Genomic DNA, 22,981 nt, shown 5'->3' with positions numbered 1-22,981 from the left:
CGATATCGTCGGGGTCGGAGGCGATGCTGTCCGGTGCGGAGCTGTCCGCTGTGGACGTGGACGGAGTTGCCATCGGGGTGACTTCCTTTCCGCAAGCCGCCCCGAGCAACGCCGAGCCGGCTTGGCTTCCGGCTCGAAGTGGGGTGTTGGGTCAGCGCACGGTCACGCCGACCGGCCCCCTCCGGGCCGGCCACGTAAACCAGTAGAAGCGCTGCATCGCTAGGACCGTAGCACAGGCTTACCTTGCTTGACCGGTGCAGTGATCCATGTCCCCGGTTCCGGATTCGGCGGACGCCGGTTGTCCTGCACGCCGTGCGGCACCACCTCCCGCTGCGCCGATCCAGCTATCCTGTGTGCACACAGTGACGTGCGAGAGGCAGGGTGTGAGCGATGCGCGTGGGTGTCCTGACCGGTGGCGGCGACTGCCCGGGACTGAACGCCGTGATCCGTGCGGTCGTCCTCAAGGGCGTCGGGGAGCACGGATGGGACGTCGTGGGCTTCCGCAACGGCTGGCAGGGCCCGCTCACCGGGGACGCGCGCCCGCTCGGTGTCGACGACGTCGAGCCGATCCTCACGCGCGGCGGCACCATTCTCGGCTCGTCGCGCACGAATCCGTACTCCACCGACGACGGTGCCGAGCGCGTCCGGTCGGTGCTGGCCGCGCAGGGGATCGACGCCCTGGTGGCCATCGGGGGTGAGGACACCCTCGGCGTGGCGGAGCGGCTCGCGGGGGAGGGCACCCCCGTGGTCGGCGTGCCGAAGACGATCGACAACGACCTCGGCGCCACCGACTACACCTTCGGCTTCGACACGGCGGTGCACATCGCGACCGAGGCGATCGACCGCCTGCACACCACCGCCGAGTCGCACCACCGCGCCCTCGTCGTCGAGGTGATGGGCAGGCACGCAGGCTGGATCGCCCTGCACTCGGGGATGGCAGGAGGAGCGAGCGGGATCCTCGTCCCGGAGCGCGCGTTCTCGGTCGACGAGGTGGTCAGCTGGGTCGAGCGCCGGTTCGAACGCGAGTACGCGCCGATCATCGTCGTGGCCGAGGGTGCGCTCCCGCAGGGCGGTGCCGAGGTCCTGCAGACCGGGGAGAAGGACGCGTTCGGGCACGTGCGGCTCGGTGGCGTCGGCTCCTGGCTCGCCGACGAGATCGCCCACCGGACGGGCAAGGAGTCCCGCGCGGTCGTGCTCGGGCACACGCAGCGGGGCGGCACACCGACCGCCTACGACCGGGTGCTGGCCACCCGCTTCGGACTGCACGCCGTCGACGCCGTCGCCGAGGGCGACTTCGGGGTGATGACGGCGTTGCGCGGCACCGACATCGTCCGGGTCGCCCTGTCCGAGGCGACCGCGGAGCTGAAGACCGTGCCGCCCGAACGCTACGCCGAGGCCGAGGTCTTCTTCGGCTGAGCGGCCACGCGCACGTCGCGGAGGGGTGGCAGGAGACGCGCTCGGCCCGTCGGCGACATGGCCTAGGTTGGCGTCCGTGGGATTCGCGGGATTCGGCGAGTACGCCATCGACTTCTACGACGGCCTCGTGGCCGACAACTCCAAGCCCTACTGGAACGCCAACGTGGAGACCTACCGGCGGGACGTGCGGGCGCCGATGGAACAGCTCCTCGCGGAACTGGCCGACGAGTTCGCCGATCTCGGCGAACCGAAGGTGTTCCGCCCGTACCGCGACGTCCGGTTCGCCAAGGACAAGACGCCGTACAAGACGCACTGCGGCGGCGTGATCGAGGCGGGTCGCGGCGGCGGCGCCTACTACGTCGAGATCGGCCCCGCGGGGCTGCGCGTCGGTGGCGGATGTTTCCACCTGGCCGCCGACCAGCTCGCGCGGTTCCGGCAGGCGGTCGACACCGAGGTGCACGGCAGGGCGCTGGAAACGGTCCTCGACGCGTTGCGCGGCCGCGGCTGGGAGATCGCGGGCGAGCGGTTGAAGACCCGGCCGCGGGGCGTGGACCCCGAACATCCCCGGCTCGAGCTGTTGCGGCACCGGCGGCTGTACGCGATCCACACCTGGGAGCCGGACGACACGCTGCACGAGCCGACGTGTCTCGACCGGGTTCGCCACGCCTGGCGGCAGTTGCGCCCGCTGAACGAATGGGCACGTGATCACGTCGGTGTGAGCGAACTCCCACGCCGCTGACCGGTGCCGACGCCAGGTACACCACGCCACCCCGGCGGGGAAGACCGGATCGGTCAAGACGTGACGGCGCGAACGGTCTAGGCTGTGCAGGCGTGAGCCGACGAGCGAAGATCGTATGCACCCTGGGCCCCGCGACCGCGACGGCGGAGAAGGTCCGTGACCTCGTCGAATCGGGGATGGACGTCGCCCGCATGAACTTCAGCCACGGCGACCACGACGACCACAAGCAGGTCTACGAGCTCGTACGCTCGGCGGCCGCCGACACCGGCAGGGCCGTCGGCATCCTCGCCGACCTGCAGGGCCCGAAGATCCGTCTCGGTACGTTCGCCAGCGGCCCGGTCGAGTGGCGCACCGGCGACACCGTGCGCATCACCGTCGAGGACGTCGTCGGCACCCACGACCGGGTGTCGACCACCTACAAGGGCCTGGCCGACGACGCCAAGCAGGGCGACCGGCTGTTGGTCGACGACGGCAAGGTCGGACTCGTGGTCGACGAGGTCGACGGGCCCGACGTGGTGTGCACCGTGACCGAGGGCGGTCCGGTCAGCAACAACAAGGGTGTGTCCCTGCCCGGCATGGACGTGTCCGTGCCCGCGTTGTCCGACAAGGACATCGAGGACCTCGAGTTCGCCATGGAACTCGGCGTCGACTTCGTGGCGCTGTCGTTCGTCCGTTCGCCCGCGGACATCGACCTCGTGCACCAGGTGATGGACCGGGTCGGCAAGGGCCGCGTCCCGGTGATCGCGAAGCTCGAGAAGCCCGAGGCGGTCTACAACCTCGAGGCCGTCGTGCTCGCCTTCGACGGCCTGATGGTGGCCCGCGGCGACCTCGGGGTCGAACTGCCGCTCGAACAGGTGCCGCTGGTGCAGAAGCGCGCCATCCAGATCGCGCGCGAGAATGCCAAGCCCGTGATCGTGGCGACGCAGATGCTGGACTCGATGATCGGCAACTCCCGGCCGACGCGCGCCGAGGCCTCCGACGTCGCCAACGCCGTCCTCGACGGCGCCGACGCCGTGATGCTCTCCGGTGAGACGAGCGTGGGCCGCTATCCGATCGAAACGGTCCAGACGATGTCGCGGATCGTCGAGGCGGTCGAGGCCGACCTGCCCGCGGTGCCGCCGCTGTCGCACGTCCCGCGCACCAAGCGGGGCGTCATCTCCTATGCGGCCAGGGACATCGGCGAACGGCTCAACGCGAAGGCGCTGGTGGCGTTCACGCAGTCCGGGGACACGGTGCGCAGGCTCGCACGTCTGCACACGCGGCTGCCGTTGCTCGCGTTCACCCCGTTGGAGAGCGTGCGCAGCCAGCTGGCGCTGACGTGGGGCACCCACACCGAGCTCGTGCCCAAGGCGGACTCGACCGACCGGATGATCCACCAGTGCGACCGCGCGATGCTCGAGACCGGCCGCTACCAGCCGGGCGATCTCGTCGTCATCGTCGCCGGATCGCCACCGGGGACCGTCGGGTCGACCAACCTCATCCGGGTGCACCGCCTCGGTGAGGACGACCACGCCTGACCCTGGCTGACCGGCCGCGCCGGCGCGGCGGTGCCAGAATCGGGCCATGACGGAACTGGCACGTGCCGCCGCCGCGGCCGCCGACGGTGCGGCCACCGGCCAACCGGTGCTCGACCAACTGGTGAATCTGCTCGACCTGGAGAAGATCGAGGAGAACATCTTCCGTGGGGTGAGCCCGCCGCATTCGCCGACGCGCGTGTTCGGAGGCCAGGTCGCGGGCCAGGCCCTCGTCGCGGCCGGGCGGACGGTGCCGGCCGAACGGCACGTGCACTCCCTGCACGCCTACTTCATCCGCGGCGGCGACCCGACCGTGCCGATCGTCTACGAGGTCGACCGGATCCGCGACGGGCGGTCGTTCACCACGCGCCGGGTGACCGCGGTGCAGCACGGCAAGGCGATCTTCGCGTTGTCGGCGTCGTTCCAGAAGGCCGAGGCCGGGATCGAGCACTCGGGACCCATGCCCGAGGTGCCGGACCCGGAGGGTCTGCCGACCCTCGCCGAACGCATCGAGCCCTACGCGGACACCCTCACCATGCGCACCGGGCCGCGGCCCCTGGACATGCGCTACGTCAACGACCCGCCGTGGGTGACCCGCCAGACCGGCGACTGGCAGGGCCGTAACCAGGTGTGGATGAAGGCCGACGGGGTTCTTCCCGACGATCCGCTGCTGCACGTGTGCGTGCTCACCTACGCCTCGGACCTGACCCTGCTCGACTCGGTGCTCGCCGAACACGACGTGTACTGGGAGTTCGACCAGGTGCTCGGGGCCAGCCTCGACCACGCCCTGTGGTTCCACCGCCCGTTCCGGGCCGACAACTGGTTCCTCTACGACAGCACCTCGCCCACCGCCTCCGGTGCGCGCGGCCTGGCGACGGGTCAGTTCTTCGCCCACGACGGCTCGCACATCGCGACGGTGGTGCAGGAGGGGCTCGTCCGGGTGCTCTGACGTCGGCCGGGTGCTCTCACGTCGTCGGCGGGCTCTCACGTCGTCGGCGGGCGCTGACCCTGTCATGCGCCGGGCCGGCTCCATGCCCCGGCCGCGCGGAGCCCCGGAACCTCGGGTGCGGTCCGGACCACGTCGCTTCCGGATGCGCATGTGTGCGTGTTTTCCGAGCCTTCACAGCGATTCGTGAGAAGTGCAATTTGCACTTTCTGCGAAAGGTGGCGGGAACCGCGGCGAGGTGTTTCACCGCCAGTTCTTTTCGGCGCCCTCGGTGGTTAGATGGGGCGCGCGACGAGGTGGAGGTGAGCGATGACGCGTGGGCACGGCCCGACTGTCCGCCGCCGTAGGCTGGCGGGGGAACTGCGCAGGCTGCGCGAGGCGGCGGACCTGACGATCGACGACGTGGCGGAGCGGCTGGAGTGTTCGGCGTCGAAGGTCAGCAGAGTCGAGACGGGCAACGTGGGGGTCACGCCGAGAGACGCCCGGGACATGCTCGAGCTGTACGGAGTGGCGGGCGAGGAGCTCGAAGCGCTCGTCCAGCTGGCGAGAGAGGCCCGTAAACGCGGCTGGTGGCACGCCTACAACGAGGTGTTCACCGGCACGTTCGTCGGGCTGGAGGCCGACGCCAGCTCGCTGCGCGCCTATCAGGCACTGCTGGTGCCCGGCCTGCTGCAGACCCGCAGATACGCCCACGCGGTGATCAGGGCGATGCGGCCCGACGCGACCGAGAACGAGATCGAGCGCAGGGTGGCCGCCCGCATGGAACGGCAGGCCCTGCTGCGCGACAGCCAGCCACCCGAGTACTGGGCGGTGATCGACGAGGCCGTGCTGCACCGCTCCGTCGGCGGTCCCGAGGTGATGGCCGAACAGCTGTGGCGGATGGTCGACATCGCCACGCTGCCGCACGCCACGATCCAGGTGGTGCCGTTCACCGGAGGCGCGCACCCGGGAATGGAGGGCCCGTTTCTCATTCTCGGTTTTCCGGAGCAGGCCGATCAGGACGTCGTTTACGTTGACAGCACGAATGGCGGGCTGTATCTCGAGGACTCTGCGGAGGTTCACCGCTACGCGCTGATGTTCGATCATTTGCGTGCCGCCGCGGCGAAGCCGGATGATTCGCTCGATCTGATCGAGGCCGCCGCCCGGAGGTTCGAGAAGCACGACGTCTGAGGGCCCGGGCCGGCGAGCCTCGGGGATCGACGCCGGCCTGTGCCGGTGGCGTCGGCCGGGTCGACTCCCGAGCGGCGGCCCTGCTCGGCGACCGGCAGGACCGGCCCGCGCACCGCACATCGAATACCGACCGCACGAGCTCTGCACACGAGCCCTGAAGAGCACGAGCACCGAAAGCACGAGCACCGACATCGTCGACAAGGAGAGCAGATGGCCAGCGCCCCGTTAACCCGTTCGTCGTCCCTCGGCTCCGCATCCGTGGAGCCCGGCGCGCTCGCGTGGCGGAAGAGCACCTACAGCGGTGGCGGCAACGACTGTGTCGAGGTCGCCTTCGTACCCGGGGGAGCGGCGGTCCGCGACTCGAAGAACCCGTCCGGCGGCATGCTCCGGCTGTCGGCGTCCGAGTGGGACGCGCTGCTCACGGCCGTTCGGCGCGGCACGCTCGACCTTCCCTGATCCCGGACCGCGCCGGCGGACCCTTTGGCCGGTAAGGGACGGGCAGGGGCCGGTGCGTGGCGCCGTGGGCGCGGCGTACGAACGCGGCCTGTTGCGTGGACGGGTCAGCGGCGGGGGAGGCGCTTCAGCGCGGCGATCCCCGACGTCATGACGCGCGTCCACACCCGTGCGGGCACGGCGCGCGGCGGACGCAGTCGCAGACCCCGCTGCACCGCCACGGCTTGGGCCTCGGTGTACTTCAGCAGGCCCTCGGCACTGTTGCGCCTGCCCACGCCGGAGTCCTTCATGCCACCCATCGGCAACCCCACGGTGCCGAACGTGGCGGCGTAGCCCTCGTTGACGTTGACCGTGCCCGCCTTGATCCGTGCGGCCACCTCCGCGCCCCGGCGGGGATCCCGGGTCCACACGCTGGCGTTGAGCCCGAAGTCGGTGTCGTTGGCGCGCGCGACCGCCTCGTCCACGTCGGAGTAGGGATAGACCGACACCACGGGGCCGAAGGTCTCCTCGCGGAACAGCGTGGCCTTCTCGGTGACGCCGGTGAGCACGGTCGGCTCGTAGAAGTACGGCCCCAGGTCCGGCCGGGGCCGTCCGCCCGTGACCACCGTCGCCCCCGCGGCGCGCGCGTCGTCCACATGGGACGAGACCGTCCTGAGCTGGTCCTCCGAGGTGAGCGATCCCATGCCGGCGCGGAAGTCGAGCGCCCCGCCCAGGGTGAGTGCCTCGGTCCGCTCGGCCAGGGCTCGCACGAACTCGTCGTGGATGCTCTCGTGCACGTAGATCCGTTCCACGGACACGCACAGTTGGCCCGCCGAGGAGAAGCACGCCGCCACGGCACCCGCCGCGGCCTTGCGCACGTCGGCGTCGGGCAGGACCACCATCGGGTTCTTGCCACCGAGTTCCAGCGAGTAACTGGTCAGCCGCTCGGCGATCTGACCGGCCAGCCGCTTGCCGGTCGGGGTCGAACCGGTGAAGCACACGTAGTCGGACTCCTCGACGAGCGTGTCGCCGATGACCGACCCGCGGCCCAGCACGATCTGCCAGGCGTCGGCGGGCAGACCCGCCTGCTCGGCCAGTTCGTGCAGCCACAGCGCCGACAGGGCCGTCTGGTTGTCGGGCTTCTGCACGACCGTGTTGCCCGCGGCCAGTGCGGGCAACACGTCCATCGCCGTCAGCGCGAGCGGGTAGTTCCACGGGGAGATCACGCCCACGACGCCCTTGGGGTGGCGCAGTTCTTTCGCCGTGGTCAACAGCGGCAGCACGCCCGCGGCCCGCTTCGGGGCGAGGATCCGCGCACTGTGCTTGCCGTAGTAGCCCGCGACGAGTGCCGTGGCGCTGACCTCGTCGAAGGCGTCCAGCCGAGCCTTGCCCGCCTCCACCTGGACCAGGTCGAGAGCTTCGGCCTGGTGCTGGAGCACGAGGTCGGCGATCCGCGCCAGGACCCGCTGGCGTTCGCGGACCGGCCGTGCGGCCCACCGTGTCTGCACCTCGCGGGCCCGGCCGAACACGTCGCGGACCTCGGCGGCGCCTGCCTGGGGCAGCGTCGCGACGGGCAGGCCCGTGTAGGGCGCGGGCATCTGCACCGGTGCTCCGTCGAGACCGGTGGCCACCCGGGCGACAAGTTGGGCGGCCCTGCTCGTCATCGGTGCACCGGGCACCCCGCCGATGGGATCGGCCGGTCCGCCGATCTGGCCGGACTGGCGCGGGGTGCTCGGCACGGTGCTGGTCACGGGATCCTCCGAAGGGCGAAAACTGTTACTCGCGAGTAATACATTACCGGCGGACGCAACCCCCGCGTCGCAGCCGCGGGCGACGGCGTGGCGGCGAACGGGATTGTGAGCGGCCCGTCACGTGCCGAAATGCACCGTCGCGATGCGTTTCCACTCCTCGAGCAGCTGCGCCCGTCGTCGCGGATCACCACCGAGTTCGGCGTCCAGGGCGAGTCCGCGCGTGAGGTTCACCGTCAGCCAGAACAGCGACTGCGCCTTCTCGTCCGGAAGGTCGCCGGACAGCGTCGTGAGCAGTTCCAGCGTGGAACGGCCCAGGGCGCGATCGACCGGGCGCATCGCCGTGCGCAGTTCGGGATCGGTACGCGCGGCGACCCACAGTTCCATCGCCGCCGTGGCGAGCGTGCCGGAATAGGAGTTCCACAGCAGGTCGATCGCGGTGGCGATGCGCTCGGGGCCGTCGGGGAGTGCACCGGCGTCGGGCGCGCTCTGCTGCTGGATACGGGTCGTCAGGTGTTCGACCGCGGTGGCCATCAGCTCGGACTTCGACGTGAAGTGGTGCTGGAAGGCGCCCTTGGACACCCCTGCCTTGGCACAGATCTCCTGCATCGACGTGCGCCCGTAGCCGAGTTCGACGAGGCAGTCGATGGTGGCGTCCAGCAGTGCGGCGCGCGTCTGGGCGCGCCGCTCGGCCTGAGTGCGGTGGCTGCGTGGCGTTGTCGTCACGGCGACCCCTTTACCGGCTCGGGCGGCGGTTGTAGATTCCGGTCGGAACTTACATTCCGGTCGGAATGTTTTCCACCCCAGACGTGCCAGGTGATCAAGGAGGCCCGCCGTGCCGCTGCAACTGCCCAGGAGCTCGTGGCTGACCGAGGAACTCGACGACTTCCGCGAGCTCGCGCGGTCGTTCTGCCAGAAGGAGCTCACTCCGCACCAGGACCGCTTCATCGAGAACAAGCAGATCGACCGCGAGGTGTGGACGAAGGCCGGTGAGGTGGGCCTGCTGTGCCTGTCCATCCCCGAGGAGTACGGCGGAGGCGGCGGCACCTTCGCCCACGAGACCGTGCTCTACGAGGAGCAGGCACGCAGCGGCGACAGCGCGTGGGGCGTGTCGGTGCACAACGGCATCGTCGCCCACTACGTCCTGGCCTACGCCGGCGAGGAGAAGAAGAAGGAGTGGCTGCCCAAGCTGGCCAGCGGCGAGTGGATCGGCGCCATCTGCATGACCGAACCCGGCACCGGATCGGACCTGCAGGGCATCAAGACGCGGGCCGTGCGCGACGGCGACGAGTACGTCATCAGCGGCTCCAAGACGTTCATCACCAACGGGGCGATGGCCGACTTCGTCGTCGTGGCCTGCAAGACCGATCCGGAGGCCGGCGCCAAGGGCATGTCGCTGATCGGTGTGCCCACCTCGGCGGCGGGCTTCCGCAGGGGCCGCACGCTCGACAAGATCGGCATGAAGGGCCAGGACACGGCCGAGCTGTTCTTCGACGACGTGCGCGTGCCCGCGGCCAACCTCCTCGGCGACCAGGAGGGGCTCGGCTTCATCCAGCTCATGCAGCAGCTGCCGCAGGAGCGCCTGCTGATCGCCATCACGTCGGTCGCCGGCATGGAGGCCGCCGTCGAGCAGACCATCGCCTACACCCACGAACGGGAGGCGTTCGGCCGCCCGCTGTCGAAGTTCCAGAACACGAAGTTCACCCTCGCCGAGGCCGCCACCGAGGTCGCCGTGTCGCGCGCGTTCCTCGACCAGTGCATCGAGCGCCACCTGAGGGGCGAACTCGACGTGCAGGGTGCCGCGATGGCGAAGCTGTGGACCACCGAGCGCGCCAACCGCGTGATCGACGACTGCGTGCAGCTGTTCGGCGGCTACGGCTACATGACCGAGTACCCCGTCGCCAGGGCCTGGGCCGACATGCGTATCTCGCGGATCTTCGGCGGCACCAGCGAGATCATGAAGGACATCATCTCGAGGACGCTGTGACGTCCGGCGACGAAAAGGGGACAACCATGAACGCCGGACCGCTCGCCGGGCTTCGGGTGATCGAACTGGCCGGCCTGGCACCCGCGCCGTTCGCCTGCACCGTGCTGGCCGACCTCGGTGCGGACGTCGTCCGGGTCGACAGGGCCGTTCCGGGGGCCGACGTGCTCGGCATCCCGAACGACCCGCTCACCCGCAGCAGGCGGACGATCGGCGTCGACACGAAGACCCCGGAGGGGGTCGAGGTCGTGCTGGCGCTCGCCGAGCAGGCCGACGTGTTGATCGAGGGCTTCCGGCCCGGCGTCGCCGAGCGGATGGGGCTCGGTCCCGAGCAGGTGCGCGCCCGCAATCCGCGGCTGGTGTACGGACGGATCACCGGCTGGGGACAGGACGGCCCGCTCGCACCGACCGCGGGACACGACATCAACTACATCGGCCTGTCGGGGGCGTTGGCCACGGTCGGCAGACCGGGTGAGCGGCCGGTGCCTCCGGTCAACTATCTCGGCGACTTCGGCGGCGGTGGTCTGTACCTCGCCATGGGCGTGCTCGCGGCGCTGTACGAACGGATGTCGTCGGGACAGGGCCAGGTGGTCGACGCGTCGATGGTCGAGGGGTCGGCGCTGCTGACCACCCAGCTGTACGGCATGCGGGCGGCCGGCGTCTGGGGCGGCGCGCGGGGCGAGAACCTGCTCGACGGAGGCGCTCCGTTCTACGACACCTATGCGTGCGCCGACGGCAGGTACGTCGCGGTCGGGGCGATCGAGATGCGGTTCTGGACGGCTCTGGTCGAGGTGCTCGAACTCGACGCCGAGACGCTGCCCGTGCATCTGGACCAGTCGCAGTGGCCGAAGCTGCGCGCGATCCTCGCCGAGGCGATCGGCCGCTACTCGCGGGACGAACTGGTCGCCAAGGCCGAGGGGACCGACGCGTGCCTGACGCCGGTGCTGTCGCCCGACGAGGCGGCGGAGCACCCGCACAACGTGGCCAGGGGCAGCTTCACCGACGTCGGTGGGGTGGTGCAGCCCGCTCCCGGGCCGAAGTTCGACCGCACACCCCCGCCGGAGCCGGAGGCCCCGCACGAGAAGGGCGCGGACACCGACGACGTGCTCAGGGAGTTCGGATACTCCGCCGACGCGGTGGAGGCGCTGCGGTCGTCCGGCGCGATCGCGTAGGACCGGGCCCGGGGTGGGCGAGCCGGAGTGATCTGGCGCGGGTGATCGAGGCGGGGCCGAGCGGCTGGCCGCGTCCGAGCCCTCCGGTCATGACCGGGCGGCGTGTCGGTCCGCCGGACGGCCGCCCGGTCCGCCTACGCTGGCACGGCTGGACGACGGGGTCCGGCCACGTTCAGTGACAGGCCTACGCCATTCGTGGGGGAAGACCGCGGTCCGCCCCCGGGGTGGTGTGGATGCTGTTGAATGGGCCGCGACGCGTCCCGTTCACGGGTGTTCATCGGGCTGTCACGACGCACCGGCCGCTCGGCGGGTCGGTGCCGAACGCGGGCGAGACGGCCGACGAAAAGAATTGGGTGAAGCCATGTCACCGGGACTCAAGAAAATCCTCATCTTCGGTGTCGTCGCTCTCGTCCTCTTCCTGTTGATCAGCAGGCCGACCGAGTCGGCCGACGCCGTGCAAACGGCTCTGAGCTGGCTCGGAGACGGTGCCGAGGCCCTCGTGACGTTCGTACAGAGCTTGTTTTCCTGACGGTTACGCCGTCGTGTCCACGATGTAGAACAGCCGCTTTCCCCGAGGTCGGAAACGCGACTTCGGGGAAACGTCGTGTCCGCACAATGCGGTGATCACTGAGCGTGTATTCGGACGCTTTCAACCCCATTGACTGGACCATCCGGGTGGATTCCCGGGGCTAAAGCGCAGGTCAACGGATCCGTCGCCGAGAGGGTCTGGCGCGGAGCCGAGGTGCTCTCCTACGGTGCTCACATTGCGTGATCGAGCCGATGCGACGGTGGTTCGCCGGCCGGTTCGAACAGCGCTCGACAGTCTTTCCGCAAGCGACTCCCAGTGCGTTGCAGAAGGAGGCAGGGATGCAGGATCCCGGCGTTGACGCGGTCATCCAGCAGTGGACCTCGGAACGTGAGCAGAGTGCCGAGGAGATCGAGGCGCGGCAGATCGCCTCCTCCTGGCTCGCCGAGGCACCACAGGCGGCCCCGGGAATCCCCGGGCAGCGCGGAGCCACCGGGCCGGGCGCCTGGGCCGCGCTCGACACCGCCGACACGACCTACCTGGACGCCATGCGTCAGCGGCTGCCGGACGCCCCCGACGAGCTGCTCGTCGCCGCCGCAGGCTGGTGGCAGATGATCGGCGACGTGCGGGAGGCCGAGGCCTGGTGGGACGCCGGGATCAGCCCGCTCGACCAGCGCGCCCTCGACTACCGTGCGGCCGGCCTCACGCCCGGTGATCTGGCCAAGTGGCTGGGTCCGTTGACCGTGCTGGAGCACCTCCGACGCGGCTCGGCGCCCGCGTGGTGCGTGGCGCGACTCGCGCGCCAGCGCCGCGACGCCGCGAGCTGAACCATCAGGAGCGGAACCGTCACGAGCTGAGGCCCCGTGCGCGGGTCGCCAGCCCGGCACCGGTTCTCCTGCGCCCACCGCTTCTCGGCGCGCCGAGAACGACCGCCGCGGCCCATAACGTTACGGTGCCTCCGGTCGTTGTTCTCATGGGCGAGTTCGGTACACGGAGGGGCAAGCGGTGCGCACAGGGGAGCCCGAAGGCGATGGTCCGCACCGCGGTGGTGCCGCGACGGCAGCTCGGGCAGGTCTGTCGGCGGTTCGTGGTCTCGGGCCCGCGGCCGTGCGGCTGGCGGTCGTCGTCCTGGTCGTGGCCGTGGGCGCAGGGGGCGTGTGGCTCGTGGCGAGGGCCGCGACGCCGGAGGCGAGTCCCACCACGACCGACGTGCCCGCGATGGACGTCCGGCCCGCGAGCGTGACCCCCGGGTCGGCGGCTCCGGCGAAGGAGGCCGCCGCGCCCGACGAAGGGGCGAGCACCGGGGGAGGGGCACAGCAACCGCCGTCCGAGGACGGTCAACCGGACTCACTCGACGCGTGGGCCGAGCGCACCGCCGCGGCGACGTCGGTTCCCGCCCGTGCGCTGCGCGCCTACGGCCATGCGGAACTGGCCATGCGGGAACACTCACCCGGCTGCCGGGTGTCGTGGGCGACCCTGGCCGGCATCGGCCGCGTCGAATCCGACCACGGCCGCTACGGCGGGGCGATGCTCGGTGAGGACGGCAGGCCCTCGATCCCGATCATCGGCGTCCCCCTCAACGGCGCACCGGGCGTGCGCACCATCACCGACACCGACGGCGGCCGCCTCGACGGCGATCCGCACCACGACCGTGCCGTCGGCCCGATGCAGTTCATTCCCAGCACGTGGATGCGCTATGCCAGCGACGGCAACGGCGACGGCAACGCCGACCCCCAGCAGATCGACGACGCGGCCCTCACCGCCGCCCGCTACCTGTGCGCGGGTGGGCGGGACATGTCGAGTGCCGAGGGCTGGTGGGCCGGGATCATGTCGTACAACAACTCGGTCGAGTACGGCCAGAAGGTCTTCGGACTCGCCGACACCTACGCGGCGCAGGCGGCCGGTACGCAGGGCTGAACTCGGCGGGCTGTGACCGTGCCCACCTCGTCACGCCTGCTAGCGTCGGAAGGGTGAACTCCCGTTCCGTCACCGTGCGCGCCGTCGGCATCGGAGTGCTGTGCGTCGCCGCGTTGGCCGTGTGCCTCGGCCTCGCGTGGTGGCAGTGGGACCGGTTCTCGTCCGCGGGCGGCACCTATCAGAACCTCGGGTACGTCCTGCAGTGGCCGTTGTTCGGGTTGTTCCCCGCATTCATGGTGTGGCGCTGGCGGGTGCTGAGCCGCCGTCGTTCGGCCGACTCCCCGAGCCCGTCCGACCTCGCGGAGTCGTCGGTCGCCGCGCCACCGTCGGAGTCCGCCGCGCAGCCGACCGAGACCGGTTCGGAGGCGACCCGCAGTGAGCCCGCGCCGACCCGCCGCGCGGCCCGGCCGTTCGGTCCCAACCGCGCCGCACGCGGGACCTCGGGCGGAGGTGGCGTGGGCAGCGGCAACACCGACGGCAACACCGAGGACCCCGAGTTGGCCGACTACAACCGTTATCTGGCCGAACTGAACGCACGTGATCAAGAGGTGAAGTGACGACATGGTGACGACCGACCGCGACGCCGAAGGCGGGGCCGCCACGACCACGGCCGGACGGGTTCCCGAAGCGCTGAGGGGACCGCTGACCCGGTTCCGCGTCGCCGCCTTCGTGACCGGCATCGGCCTGCTGGGCCTCGTCGTCGTGATGATCATCCGCTACGGCTTCGACAACGCGGGCCCCTCGGCCGTGTACTCGCCGATCCACGGCGTGATCTACATGGCCTACCTGGTGCTGGCGGTGGACCTTGCGCTCAAGGCCCGCTGGTCGGTCAAGGGCACGATCGGCGTGCTGCTGGCCGGGTGTGTGCCCTTCCTGTCCTTCTGGGTCGAGCGCAAGGTCCACCAGCGCGTCACTGCGGGGAAGAAGCTCTGACCGCGGCGCGCACCGCGTGCGGCGGCACGGTGCAGCCGCGCAGTGCGTCCGCGTCGATCGAGTCCGGCAGGTAACCCCGCCCGGACTCGATCGACGCGCGCAGCCGGTCGGTCATCGTGCCCACCGGATCGTCGATCCGGTCGCTGCGGCCGGACAGGAACGCCCACTCGTGCTCGTCCGAGCCGTAGTACACGGCCGTGCCGAACAGCTCGGTGAACCGCCGCCACGCGGTGATCAGGGTCTGGTTGCGCCACATGGTGGGGCAGCCGCCCTGGCAGGTCACGACCCCGCCGGGGGTCAGCACCTCCGCGCACCGGCTCAGGAAGTCGGCCTCGTACAGCCGGTTGTGCTGGGCCTCGGGATCCGTGCTCTCGTCGGGCAGGTCGATGAGCACGACGTCGTAACGCAGTCCGCGTTCCTGCGCCTCGGCGAGAAAGTCCCATCCGTCCCGGTAATGCAGGCGGATCGGGCCCTCGTGCGCCTCGGCGGCGGCCAGGTCGTCGGGGGTGTAGCCGTAGGGCAGGTGCTGGGCGCACAGGCGCACCGTCTCGGCGTCGATGTCGACGTGGTCGACGCGGGAGGCCCCGTGTGCCACGGCCATCGCACTGGCCACGCCCTCGCTCGAACCGATGATCAACACCGTGTTCACCTCGTCGGCCAACAGGAGCGGCGGCACGGTCAGTGCCTCGTGGTAGACGAGCTGGGTGGTCTCGGTGCTCTGGCGTTCGTCGTCGCAGAAGAGCGTGGTGCCGTGGGCGGTACGGCCGATGAGGACGTGCTGGAACTCGGTCCTCGTGTCGACCACCACGTCGTCGACGCGCCACACGCGGCTCATGCCCTCGGACAGCGGTTCGTTGACGGTGCGGGTCTCTGCGGCCACTTCTCACTTCCCTGTCGTCGCGGTCTGCGGTGCGGGGTGGCCCCGCCGGACGGTGGACATGGCGGGAGGGGCGCTGCCCAGCGCCGCGCCGAGCAGCTGGACGGCCCTCGTCGGATCGGCCTGGTCGCCGCACGTGAACACGTCGACGAACGCCGCGCCGATCTCCGGGTAGGTATGGACGGACGCATGCGACTCGGCGAGCATCGCCAGCACGGTGACGCCCTGGGGCTCGAACCGGTGGGCGATGACGTCGCAGACGGTCGCGCCCGCTTCGGTGAGCGTGCTCGCCAACGTGGTGCGCAGAAAGACGTCGTCGTCGAGCAGACGCGGCTCGACACCGTCGAGTTCGGCGAGCACGTGCGTGCCCGAGAACACACCGACCTCGCGGCAGTCAGTCGGCACTGGTCGGCCTCCCTTCGTGGATGCAGTGGGTACGGAGTGGCGGAATGCCGTTGAACGCCACCGACGAATAGCTCGCGGTGTAGGCGCCGGCGGCAAGGATGTCGATCCGGTCCCCGGCACGCAAGGATTCCGGCAACCGGTACGGAGTGCGCTGGTACAGCACGTCATCGCCGTCACAGGTGGGCCCGGCGATGATCACCGGACCGCTCGCCCCGTCGTGGTCGCCGACGGGCTCGAGCGCGTAGGCGATGGCCTCGTCCTCGGTCTCGGCCAACCCGTTGTAGCGCCCGACGTCGAGGTAAACCCAGCGGTGTTCGTCGGCCGGGTCCTTGCGCGTCACGAGCACGACCTCGGTGCGGATCACGCCTGCCTCGGCGACGATCGCGCGCCCGGGTTCGAGGACCAGCTCCGGGGCCCGGTCGGGGAAGTGCCGCGCGAGGGCCTCGCCGATCGCACTGGCGTAGGCGGTCGGTTCCGGGGCGGTGTCCCGGTAGGAGGCGCCGATCCCCCCGCCCACGTTGAGCCTGCGCAGGTGCAGGCCGTGGGCTGCGGTCCCGGCGAACACCGAGGCCGCGGCCTCCACGGCCACGTCCCACGCGGCGGTGTCGAGCTGCTGCGAGCCGACGTGGAAGCTGACGCCGACCGGGTCGAGACCGAGTTCCGCGGCGCGCAGGAGCAGCGCGGTCGCCCGGTCCGGGACACAGCCGAACTTGCGGCCGAACGGGGTCACCGAATCAGGCGGCTCGACCAGGACCCGCGCCGACACCTGCGCCCCCGGCGCGTGGGCCGCGATGTTGTCCAGGTCGCCGTCCGCCTCGCAGGTGTATTCACGCACTCCCGCAGCGTGGGCGCGCGCGATGTCGGCGGGCTTCTTGATCGTGTTGCCGTAGGACAGCCGTCCGCCGTCGGCGCCGGCCTCGAGGCAGAGGTCGATCTCGGCGGGACTGGCGACGTCGAACCACGCGTCTTCGCGTGCGAGTGCGCGCAGTACGGCGGGTTCCGGATTGGCCTTCACGGCGTACTGCACGCGCGTGTCGGGAAAGGCCGCGGCCAGCGCACGGTATCGGTCGACGACCGTGTCGACGTCCACCACGAGGCACGGCGTGGGTGGGTCGTGCTCGTCGAGGAACCGACGGGCCGCAGGCGCGGGAGTGGCCGCGCGACCTGCCGTCGGTGCGGTGTCGGAGATGCTCACGGGCGTGAGGGTCTCAACCGGCCCATGGCTGCTCCGAGTGCGGTCCCGCCCGGTGTGACATGCAACTTGAGACACTCCTTCGGGTGATGTGAAGCCCTGAACTACTGCTCTGAGTGGAATTGCTGTGCCATTCCAGAAATAGTGGTTCTGCGGACTCCGCGGTTTCGTCGCGGATCTCACGGGAGATCCCTCTTGCGGATCCGGGTGTTCGCCGGAAGCGGAAGTCGGAAACGTCATTGTTCGACAATCTGGCGCTGCGGTGGGTTCGTATCCGTCCCGGCCGTGCCCGGGTGATCTTTCGTGGTCACTGACCGAGATCGAGTAACCGGTTCCACTAAGCGGAGGCCACCAGAACGAGTGATGCCCGCAGTGGTTGACCCCTCGTTGGTTGCGGACGGTAGCGACTCGGGCGTCGCGTGGCCCGCGGTGTCCGCGTGGGTGTCGAGCCGGTGAGCGGCTGGTTCTTCGCGCGATGAACCGGGGTTTCCTGGCCGGTGTGCGTGCGATCCGCGCCACCGGGTCGGGGGAGCGGGCGACGGAGGTCGCGGATCGGTAACGCTACTAGATCGTGGACTCTTTGACTTCGCACCGTAGTGGTCCGGTGTAGTCGATGCCGCTGTACGGGTGAATCCCTACAACGACTTGGGCTATGTGGGTGAGGCTTGACCGGGGAAACGATATGAATTCGGTGACCGGAAAACGATCGTGAACGGCCCAGCCGGCGGATCGAAGTGCCGCCGAGTCGGGTGAATCCTCATTTGTGCTGGTCATCCACTCGATATCGAGATCATTTGGCGACAACCCGTTTGGCTGTACGATTTCTGGCGCCCCGGCAAGCGATTCGAAAGCCACGCACGGGATCTGCTCGTTCAAGGTGCAGATCGCAGGTGGCGGATCGCGGCCGCTGCCAGGTACGGGCCACCGTGCCGGGACGGCGTCCTGGGGGAGGGCGCGCAGGCCGGGGCGGACGTGAACGACGGCGACCGCTGGCGTCTCCGGCGCACGAGGCTGCGCCGGAGAGGACAGTACCGCCACACAAACAGGGCCCACGCAGACAGGACCCACACAGACAGGGCCCACGCGAACAGGGCCGAGCGACACAGCGACCGACAGCGAACAGCGACCAGCCAGACCGACACCCGACCGACAGCGAAGACACGGCGCAGGGACCAGCACAACGGATCCGGCAGCCGTGGACAGGGAAGGATCGACCCGGCATGCATCTGCGGTGCACGATGCGCGGACGGCCTCCGCTTCGCTGCGTCGTGTCGGCGTGCCCGGCCGCGCCGGAGCGGTCGACTGTGCCGTCCCCGCAGGTGGGCCCCGCCGTCGTACCCGTGAGCGAGCCTGAGAGGGAGTCACGTACGTGACCGTTGCAGGAGAAGGCCGAGTGCCTGTGGGGCAACTCCTCGGTGAGGACGCCCCGAAGCCGTCCCCGTGGAAGGCTCTGGCGCGCTGGCGGGATTGGAAGCTGCCCGCCAAGCTCGGAGCCGTCACGCTGATTCCCATCGTGATCGCGCTGGTGCTGGGCGGCCTGACGCTCGGCACACAGCTCGACCGCGCCGACCGATACGACCAGGTGGCCGAGCTGGCGCAGCTGAACGCGGCCTCCAGAACCCTCCTGGACGCCCTCCAACGGGAGCGCACCGAGACGGCCGCGGCGCTGACCACCGGCGCCGGGACCGACACGGCCCGGCTCGACCAGGTGCGCGCCGACGTCGACGAGGCCGTCGGGCCGGTGCGTTCGGCGCTGAACACCACCTCGGCCGACCTCGACGCACTCGCCGAACCGCGCGAGCAGCTCAACGAGCAGCTCGACCGGCTCTCCTCACTGCGCGAGCGGGTCCGCACCGGGCAGCTGGGTGCGATCCAGGCGACCTCGTCCTACTCGGTCATCACCTCGTCGCTGCTCACCGTGGACGTCGCCGCGGTGTCCGGCATGGGCGACGACGCGATCGGCGGTACGCCCACCGCCCTGCACGACGTGATGGTGGCCAGCGAGGAAGTCTCGATCCAACAGGCGCTCGTGACCTACGGCATCGACCGCGGGGGACTCGCGCCCAGCGAGTTCGACCAGCTGCGCACCTCGTCCGTGCGGCTCGAGGACCGGCTCGCCGAGTTCTCCAGCGCAGCCACGGTCACCCAACGCGCCGCGTTCAACGAGACCGTCCGCGGCGACGCGTTCGACACCCGCGAGTCGATCATGCGCGGGCTGCTGGCCGGACAGGACGCCAACGCCGCGTTCGGGGACGTCTCCGCGCAGGAGTGGCAGCAGGCCTCGAACGAGGTCTTCGGCGCCATGGGCGAGTACGGCGGCCAGCTCGGCGGTGAGGTGACGGCCACCGCGGACGAACGGGCCAGCGGTGCCCACGCCGGTGTGGTGTGGCTGGCGGTGCTGTTCGTGCTGGCGCTCGCGCTCGCCGCGGTGGTGGTGTTCGTGATCACCCGGCACCTGCTGCGCTCGCTCAACGTGCTGCGCACCTCCGCGCTGGACGTCGCCGACCGGGCGCTTCCCGAGGCGGTGCAGTCCATCCAGGACGGTCAGGAACACAACCCCGTCGTCCGCCCGGTTCCGGTGTCGACCGACGACGAGATCGGACAGGTGGCGCGCGCCTTCGACGCCGTCCACAGCCAGGCCCTGCGCCTCGCCGTGGAGCAGGCCGGCATGCGCGCCGGCTACGCGGGCGTGTTCGTCAACCTCTCGCGCCGGAGCCAGAGCCTGGTACAGCGCCAGCTGCAGCTCATCGAGCGGCTCGAGCGCGACGAGGAGGACGCCGACCAGCTGGCCACGCTGTTCCAGCTCGACCACCTCGCCACCCGCATGCGCCGCAACAACGAGAACCTCATGGTGCTCTCCGGCGACGAACCGGGACGGCGGTCGGGCCGTCCGGTCAGCGTCACCGACGTGCTGCGCGCCGCGGTGTCGGAGATCGAGCAGTACCAGCGCGTGGCGGTCAACGCCCCGCCGCAGGCCCGGATCGTCGGGTACGCGGCGGGCGACCTGGTCCGCCTCGTCGCCGAGCTGCTCGACAACGCGACCGCGTTCTCGGCACCCGAGACGCGCGTGACCGTGTCGAGCACCCTCGACGACGGCGTGCTCCAGGTGGAGATCGTCGACCGCGGCATCGGCATGAACGAGGCCGAACTCGAGGAGGCCAACGGCCGACTCACCGACGCGGGCCCGGTCGACATCGCCACCTCGCGGCGGATGGGCCTGTTCGTCGTCGGCCGGCTGGCCGGCAGGCACGGCTTCGAGGTGCAGCTGCGCGGCGGTAAGGACGTCACCGGCGTGACCGCCGTCGTCCGCGTGCCCAAGGACGTCGTCATCGTCGACCACAGCGCACCCACCGAGCTGGTGCCCGCACAGGCCCCGTCGCCGGCATCCGGATCCGCCGGCGGGCCCACCGGGTCCACCCCGGTCGGAACCACGCGCAGCGGTCTTCCGCAGCGCGGTTCCCACCACGGCGCGTCCGTCCCGACCGCCTTCGCCCCGTTGACGCAGGGCGGGGACGCGCCGTCGGAGAACGAGGTGTCCGGCACAGCGCTGTTCAGCCCGATCACCGACGACCGCTCCGCGGGAACCGACGGGAGCGGCTCCGACGGTTCCTCCCGCAACGGCACGGGGCAGAACGGCACGGGGCAGAACGGCACCGGGCAGATCGGCACGGGTCGCAACGGCACTCGGCCGGGCGCCCCCACCACCGGCTCCGCGGAGGGGAACGGCACGACAGCGTCCTCGCCGTCCTCGCCGTCCTCGTCGAACTCGTCGGGAACGTCCAGCGCGGTCCCGGGCGGCGGCCCTTCGATCCCGCAGCAGGGCGGACCCGCCGACGAAGGCACGGACGAGGGCGCTGACGGCGCCGCCGGTGGGACGACCTCCGGACTGCCCCGTCGCAGGCCCGGTGCCAGCAGGAAACCGCGTCCCGGCACCTCGGCACCGGCTGCCGAGGGCGCCGACGGCACGGGCGCCTCGAATGCGGCGGCCGGTGACACGCCAGGCGACACGCAGCCCGAGACCGGCGAGGACCTGAGCGGGACCGCGCTGTTCGCACCGAAGAACACCGAGGTCACCGACTGGTGGAACGCCAAGACGGCAGGCACGGCGAACTCCTCGACCGAGGACGCGGGCGGCGCGGCGACGGCCGGGTCCTCCGGTCCGGCGTCGAGCGCCTCCGCGGCCTCGCCGGCCACGTCCGGGCAGCGCAAGAAGGACGGCTCGGAGACGACGCCGATCTTCAACGACACCCTGTCGGCGTGGTTCCGCAGCGAGAGTGACCCGGCGTCCGACCCCGGCTGGGGTGCGGCCGACCCGGGCAGGAAGAACGCCGAGGAGGCCGCCAAGGCCGAGCCGGAGGACTACACGTCCGCGGGTCTGCCGCGCAGGCAGCGGGGCCAGAAGCTCATGCCGGGAAGCGCCACCGACGCCGGACGGGCCGGCGGGACCGCGGTGAACGGCGTGAACGGCGTTGCGCACCCGCAGCCCGCTCCGCCGCGACGGGACGCCTCGGACGTCCGCAGCAGGCTCAGCAGCTTCCAGCAGGGCGTGAGCCGTGGCAGGCGGCGCAAGCCGGAACCGGACACGGCCCCGGACGCCGGCGGTGAGGCCGGATCGACCGGCGCCGTCAACGGCCACGCGTCCGCAGCACCGGCCACATCCGGGACCGCCCCGCAGGCGTCCGGCACGACGGAGACCGGCTCGACGGACAGTGGCACGGCGGACACTGGCACGGCGCACAGTGGCACGGCGGAGACCGGCTCGACCGTGTCGGCCCAGCAGGACACGCCGACCACGGCCGCGGGCCTGCCGCAGCGCCGCCGGAAGCCGAAGGCCGCGCAGCCCGAGGCCACCCAGCCCAAGTCCACCCAGCCCGAGGCCACCCGGTCGAAGGCCGCGCAGGCCGAGGAGTCGCAGGGCGGCACGTCGGCCGAGTCGGCCGGTGCGGTGTCGGCGAGCACGGAGACGGCCGAGTCCACGGCCACGGTCGACGACACCGCCACCACGACCACGGCGGACTCGACGACCACGGACTCGTCGGCGGTGGACTCGACGGCGGTGGACTCGACGAACGCGGACACCGCGGCCGATGCGGATACTGCGGCCGCCACGGGCAGTGACACCGTCGCAGGAAGTGACACCGCTGCAGGCAAGGACACCGCAGCGGACTGGACGTTCGCCGCCGACGAGCGGTGGCGCACGGTGCAGGCGGCGTCGGATGCGACGCCGTCCGGCTACACCCCGGCCGGGCTGCCACGCCGCCAGCGTGGCCAGCAGCTGATGCCGGGTAGTGCGACGTCGACGGGACCGGCCGGCAGCCGGCCGCGGCGCGAGCGTGACCCCGCCGACGTGCAGGGCAGGCTCAGCAGTTTCCAGCAGGGAATTCGCCGAGGTCGGCATCGGACCGCTCAGGCGAGCGACAGCAGTGAACAGAAAGTGGAGGGTGAATGACCGCGCCGGACCGGGCTCAGCCCCAACAGAACCAGTTCGGATGGCTGGTGAACGACTTCGCCGAGCGAGTGCCGGGCGTCGCGCACGCGGTCGTCGTGTCGGCGGACGGGCTGTTGCTCACCGCGTCGAACCGACTGCCGCTCGACCGCGCCGATCAGCTCGCCGCGGTCGCATCCGGCCTCATCAGCCTGACGCAGGGCGCCGCTCGATGCTTCGAGGCGGGCGCCGTGAACGAGACGGTCGTCGAGATGGAGCTCGGCATCATGGTGCTGATGTCCATCAGCGACGGTTCGTGCCTGGCCGTGCTGGCCGCGCCGAACTGCGACATCGGTCAGGTGGCGTACGAGATGACGCTCCTCGTCGACCGGGTCGGGCAGATCCTCACCCCTGAGCTGCGTGCGCAGCTGCAGGGTGCGGGTGGCCCGTTGGTCGGCGGATCGGTGGGATGACCCAGCCGATGAGCACCGAATCCGGATCCGGGAGCGAGGACCACGAGAGCGCGATCGCTGACGTGCTCAACGGCTTCGCGCTCACGTCCGGGTTGCGCCGTCGGAAACGAGG

The 22,981-nt window shown here is 70.8% G+C and carries 20 protein-coding genes; 15 read left to right on the top strand and 5 right to left on the bottom strand.

From position 1 onward, the window contains the following. Positions 1-390: 390 nt before the first annotated feature. The 6 genes from IF64_RS0118850 (at position 391) to IF64_RS0118825 (ending at position 6,241) form a co-directional block, all read left to right on the top strand. Positions 391-1,416, top strand: a complete 1,026-nt coding sequence (locus IF64_RS0118850) for a 6-phosphofructokinase (RefSeq protein WP_030533469.1) — start codon at positions 391-393, stop codon at positions 1,414-1,416. Between the two features lie 76 nt (positions 1,417-1,492). After that, positions 1,493-2,155, top strand: a complete 663-nt coding sequence (locus IF64_RS0118845; RefSeq protein WP_030533468.1) for a DUF2461 domain-containing protein — start codon at positions 1,493-1,495, stop codon at positions 2,153-2,155. A 92-nt stretch (positions 2,156-2,247) separates the two neighbouring features. Continuing rightward, the gene (pyk, locus tag IF64_RS0118840; RefSeq protein WP_030533467.1) at positions 2,248-3,672 is read left to right on the top strand and encodes a pyruvate kinase; all 1,425 of its coding nucleotides are present in this window, start codon (positions 2,248-2,250) and stop codon (positions 3,670-3,672) included. A gap of 46 nt (positions 3,673-3,718) precedes the next feature. Then, the gene (gene tesB, locus IF64_RS0118835; protein ID WP_030533466.1) at positions 3,719-4,618 is read left to right on the top strand and encodes an acyl-CoA thioesterase II; all 900 of its coding nucleotides are present in this window, start codon (positions 3,719-3,721) and stop codon (positions 4,616-4,618) included. A 306-nt stretch (positions 4,619-4,924) separates the two neighbouring features. Next, a complete protein-coding gene (locus tag IF64_RS0118830; protein ID WP_030533465.1) occupies positions 4,925-5,785 on the top strand; it encodes a helix-turn-helix domain-containing protein in 861 nt (286 codons plus the stop codon). A gap of 210 nt (positions 5,786-5,995) precedes the next feature. Next, positions 5,996-6,241: a DUF397 domain-containing protein gene (locus IF64_RS0118825; protein ID WP_048807072.1), complete on the top strand. Its 246-nt coding sequence runs from the start codon at positions 5,996-5,998 to the stop codon at positions 6,239-6,241. A 104-nt stretch (positions 6,242-6,345) separates the two neighbouring features. Here IF64_RS0118825 and IF64_RS0118820 read toward each other — a convergent pair whose 3' ends face one another. Both IF64_RS0118820 and IF64_RS0118815 read right to left on the bottom strand, forming a co-directional pair. Further along, a complete protein-coding gene (locus IF64_RS0118820) occupies positions 6,346-7,968 on the bottom strand; it encodes a succinic semialdehyde dehydrogenase (protein WP_030533463.1) in 1,623 nt (540 codons plus the stop codon). 117 nt (positions 7,969-8,085) lie between these two features. Beyond that, positions 8,086-8,691: a TetR/AcrR family transcriptional regulator gene (locus tag IF64_RS0118815; protein WP_030533462.1), complete on the bottom strand. Its 606-nt coding sequence runs from the start codon at positions 8,689-8,691 to the stop codon at positions 8,086-8,088. A 109-nt stretch (positions 8,692-8,800) separates the two neighbouring features. Between IF64_RS0118815 and IF64_RS0118810 the strand changes: the two genes are divergently transcribed. From IF64_RS0118810 to IF64_RS0118780, 7 genes are all read left to right on the top strand, one after another. Beyond that, positions 8,801-9,952 carry an acyl-CoA dehydrogenase family protein gene (locus IF64_RS0118810; protein WP_030533461.1) on the top strand — a complete coding sequence of 384 codons (1,152 nt, stop codon included), beginning with the start codon at positions 8,801-8,803 and terminating at the stop codon, positions 9,950-9,952. A gap of 26 nt (positions 9,953-9,978) precedes the next feature. Then, complete coding sequence (locus IF64_RS0118805) at positions 9,979-11,121, top strand: CaiB/BaiF CoA transferase family protein (RefSeq protein ID WP_030533460.1); 1,143 nt, start codon at positions 9,979-9,981, stop codon at positions 11,119-11,121. Between the two features lie 361 nt (positions 11,122-11,482). Continuing rightward, positions 11,483-11,650, top strand: a complete 168-nt coding sequence (locus IF64_RS27540) for a hypothetical protein (RefSeq protein WP_048807073.1) — start codon at positions 11,483-11,485, stop codon at positions 11,648-11,650. 338 nt (positions 11,651-11,988) lie between these two features. Continuing rightward, the gene (locus IF64_RS0118795) at positions 11,989-12,474 is read left to right on the top strand and encodes a hypothetical protein (protein WP_030533459.1); all 486 of its coding nucleotides are present in this window, start codon (positions 11,989-11,991) and stop codon (positions 12,472-12,474) included. Between the two features lie 178 nt (positions 12,475-12,652). Beyond that, positions 12,653-13,564: a lytic transglycosylase domain-containing protein gene (locus IF64_RS0118790; protein ID WP_030533458.1), complete on the top strand. Its 912-nt coding sequence runs from the start codon at positions 12,653-12,655 to the stop codon at positions 13,562-13,564. 53 nt (positions 13,565-13,617) lie between these two features. Next, positions 13,618-14,121 carry a hypothetical protein gene (locus IF64_RS0118785; RefSeq protein ID WP_030533457.1) on the top strand — a complete coding sequence of 168 codons (504 nt, stop codon included), beginning with the start codon at positions 13,618-13,620 and terminating at the stop codon, positions 14,119-14,121. A gap of 4 nt (positions 14,122-14,125) precedes the next feature. Then, on the top strand, positions 14,126-14,497 hold the full coding sequence (locus tag IF64_RS0118780) for a DUF3817 domain-containing protein (RefSeq protein WP_030533456.1): 372 nt from the start codon (positions 14,126-14,128) through the stop codon (positions 14,495-14,497). On the opposite strand, the gene IF64_RS0118775 is transcribed toward IF64_RS0118780, so the two are convergent. From IF64_RS0118775 to IF64_RS0118765, 3 genes are read right to left on the bottom strand one after another with little or no spacing between them, the layout of a single operon-like run. Then, the gene (locus IF64_RS0118775) at positions 14,475-15,332 is read right to left on the bottom strand and encodes a spermidine synthase (RefSeq protein WP_051757985.1); all 858 of its coding nucleotides are present in this window, start codon (positions 15,330-15,332) and stop codon (positions 14,475-14,477) included. The two genes, IF64_RS0118780 and IF64_RS0118775, sit on opposite strands and share 23 nt — an antisense overlap. Positions 15,333-15,380: 48 nt before the next feature. Next, positions 15,381-15,779, bottom strand: coding sequence for an adenosylmethionine decarboxylase (gene speD, locus IF64_RS0118770; protein ID WP_030533454.1), 399 nt, complete (start codon positions 15,777-15,779; stop codon positions 15,381-15,383). After that, positions 15,769-16,968: a type III PLP-dependent enzyme gene (locus tag IF64_RS0118765; RefSeq protein WP_051757984.1), complete on the bottom strand. Its 1,200-nt coding sequence runs from the start codon at positions 16,966-16,968 to the stop codon at positions 15,769-15,771. The genes speD and IF64_RS0118765 overlap by 11 nt, the downstream gene beginning before the upstream one ends. A 1,396-nt stretch (positions 16,969-18,364) precedes the next feature. Between IF64_RS0118765 and IF64_RS0118755 the strand changes: the two genes are divergently transcribed. Both IF64_RS0118755 and IF64_RS0118750 read left to right on the top strand, forming a co-directional pair. Continuing rightward, positions 18,365-22,420: a nitrate- and nitrite sensing domain-containing protein gene (locus IF64_RS0118755; RefSeq protein ID WP_030533452.1), complete on the top strand. Its 4,056-nt coding sequence runs from the start codon at positions 18,365-18,367 to the stop codon at positions 22,418-22,420. Further along, complete coding sequence (locus tag IF64_RS0118750; RefSeq protein WP_030533451.1) at positions 22,417-22,869, top strand: roadblock/LC7 domain-containing protein; 453 nt, start codon at positions 22,417-22,419, stop codon at positions 22,867-22,869. Before IF64_RS0118755 ends, IF64_RS0118750 begins: the two co-directional genes overlap by 4 nt. The last annotated feature ends 112 nt before the right edge of the window (positions 22,870-22,981 follow it).

It is taken from the genome of Prauserella rugosa, assembly GCF_000719975.1.
Classification (GTDB): Bacteria; Actinomycetota; Actinomycetes; order Mycobacteriales; family Pseudonocardiaceae; genus Prauserella; species Prauserella rugosa.
Note: the sequence above shows the minus strand (reverse complement) of the source record. Positions and strands in the feature narration are given on the sequence as shown.

Coding starts and splice junctions, on each gene's coding strand:
- IF64_RS0118825 (WP_048807072.1), top strand. CDS start 5,996: ATGGCCAGCGCCCCGTTAACCCGTTCGTCGTCCCTCGGCTCCGCATCC.
- IF64_RS0118850 (WP_030533469.1), top strand. CDS start 391: ATGCGCGTGGGTGTCCTGACCGGTGGCGGCGACTGCCCGGGACTGAAC.
- IF64_RS0118780 (WP_030533456.1), top strand. CDS start 14,126: ATGGTGACGACCGACCGCGACGCCGAAGGCGGGGCCGCCACGACCACG.
- IF64_RS0118750 (WP_030533451.1), top strand. CDS start 22,417: ATGACCGCGCCGGACCGGGCTCAGCCCCAACAGAACCAGTTCGGATGG.
- IF64_RS0118830 (WP_030533465.1), top strand. CDS start 4,925: ATGACGCGTGGGCACGGCCCGACTGTCCGCCGCCGTAGGCTGGCGGGG.
- IF64_RS0118795 (WP_030533459.1), top strand. CDS start 11,989: ATGCAGGATCCCGGCGTTGACGCGGTCATCCAGCAGTGGACCTCGGAA.
- IF64_RS0118805 (WP_030533460.1), top strand. CDS start 9,979: ATGAACGCCGGACCGCTCGCCGGGCTTCGGGTGATCGAACTGGCCGGC.
- IF64_RS27540 (WP_048807073.1), top strand. CDS start 11,483: ATGTCACCGGGACTCAAGAAAATCCTCATCTTCGGTGTCGTCGCTCTC.
- tesB (WP_030533466.1), top strand. CDS start 3,719: ATGACGGAACTGGCACGTGCCGCCGCCGCGGCCGCCGACGGTGCGGCC.
- IF64_RS0118775 (WP_051757985.1), bottom strand. CDS start 15,332: ATGAGCCGCGTGTGGCGCGTCGACGACGTGGTGGTCGACACGAGGACC.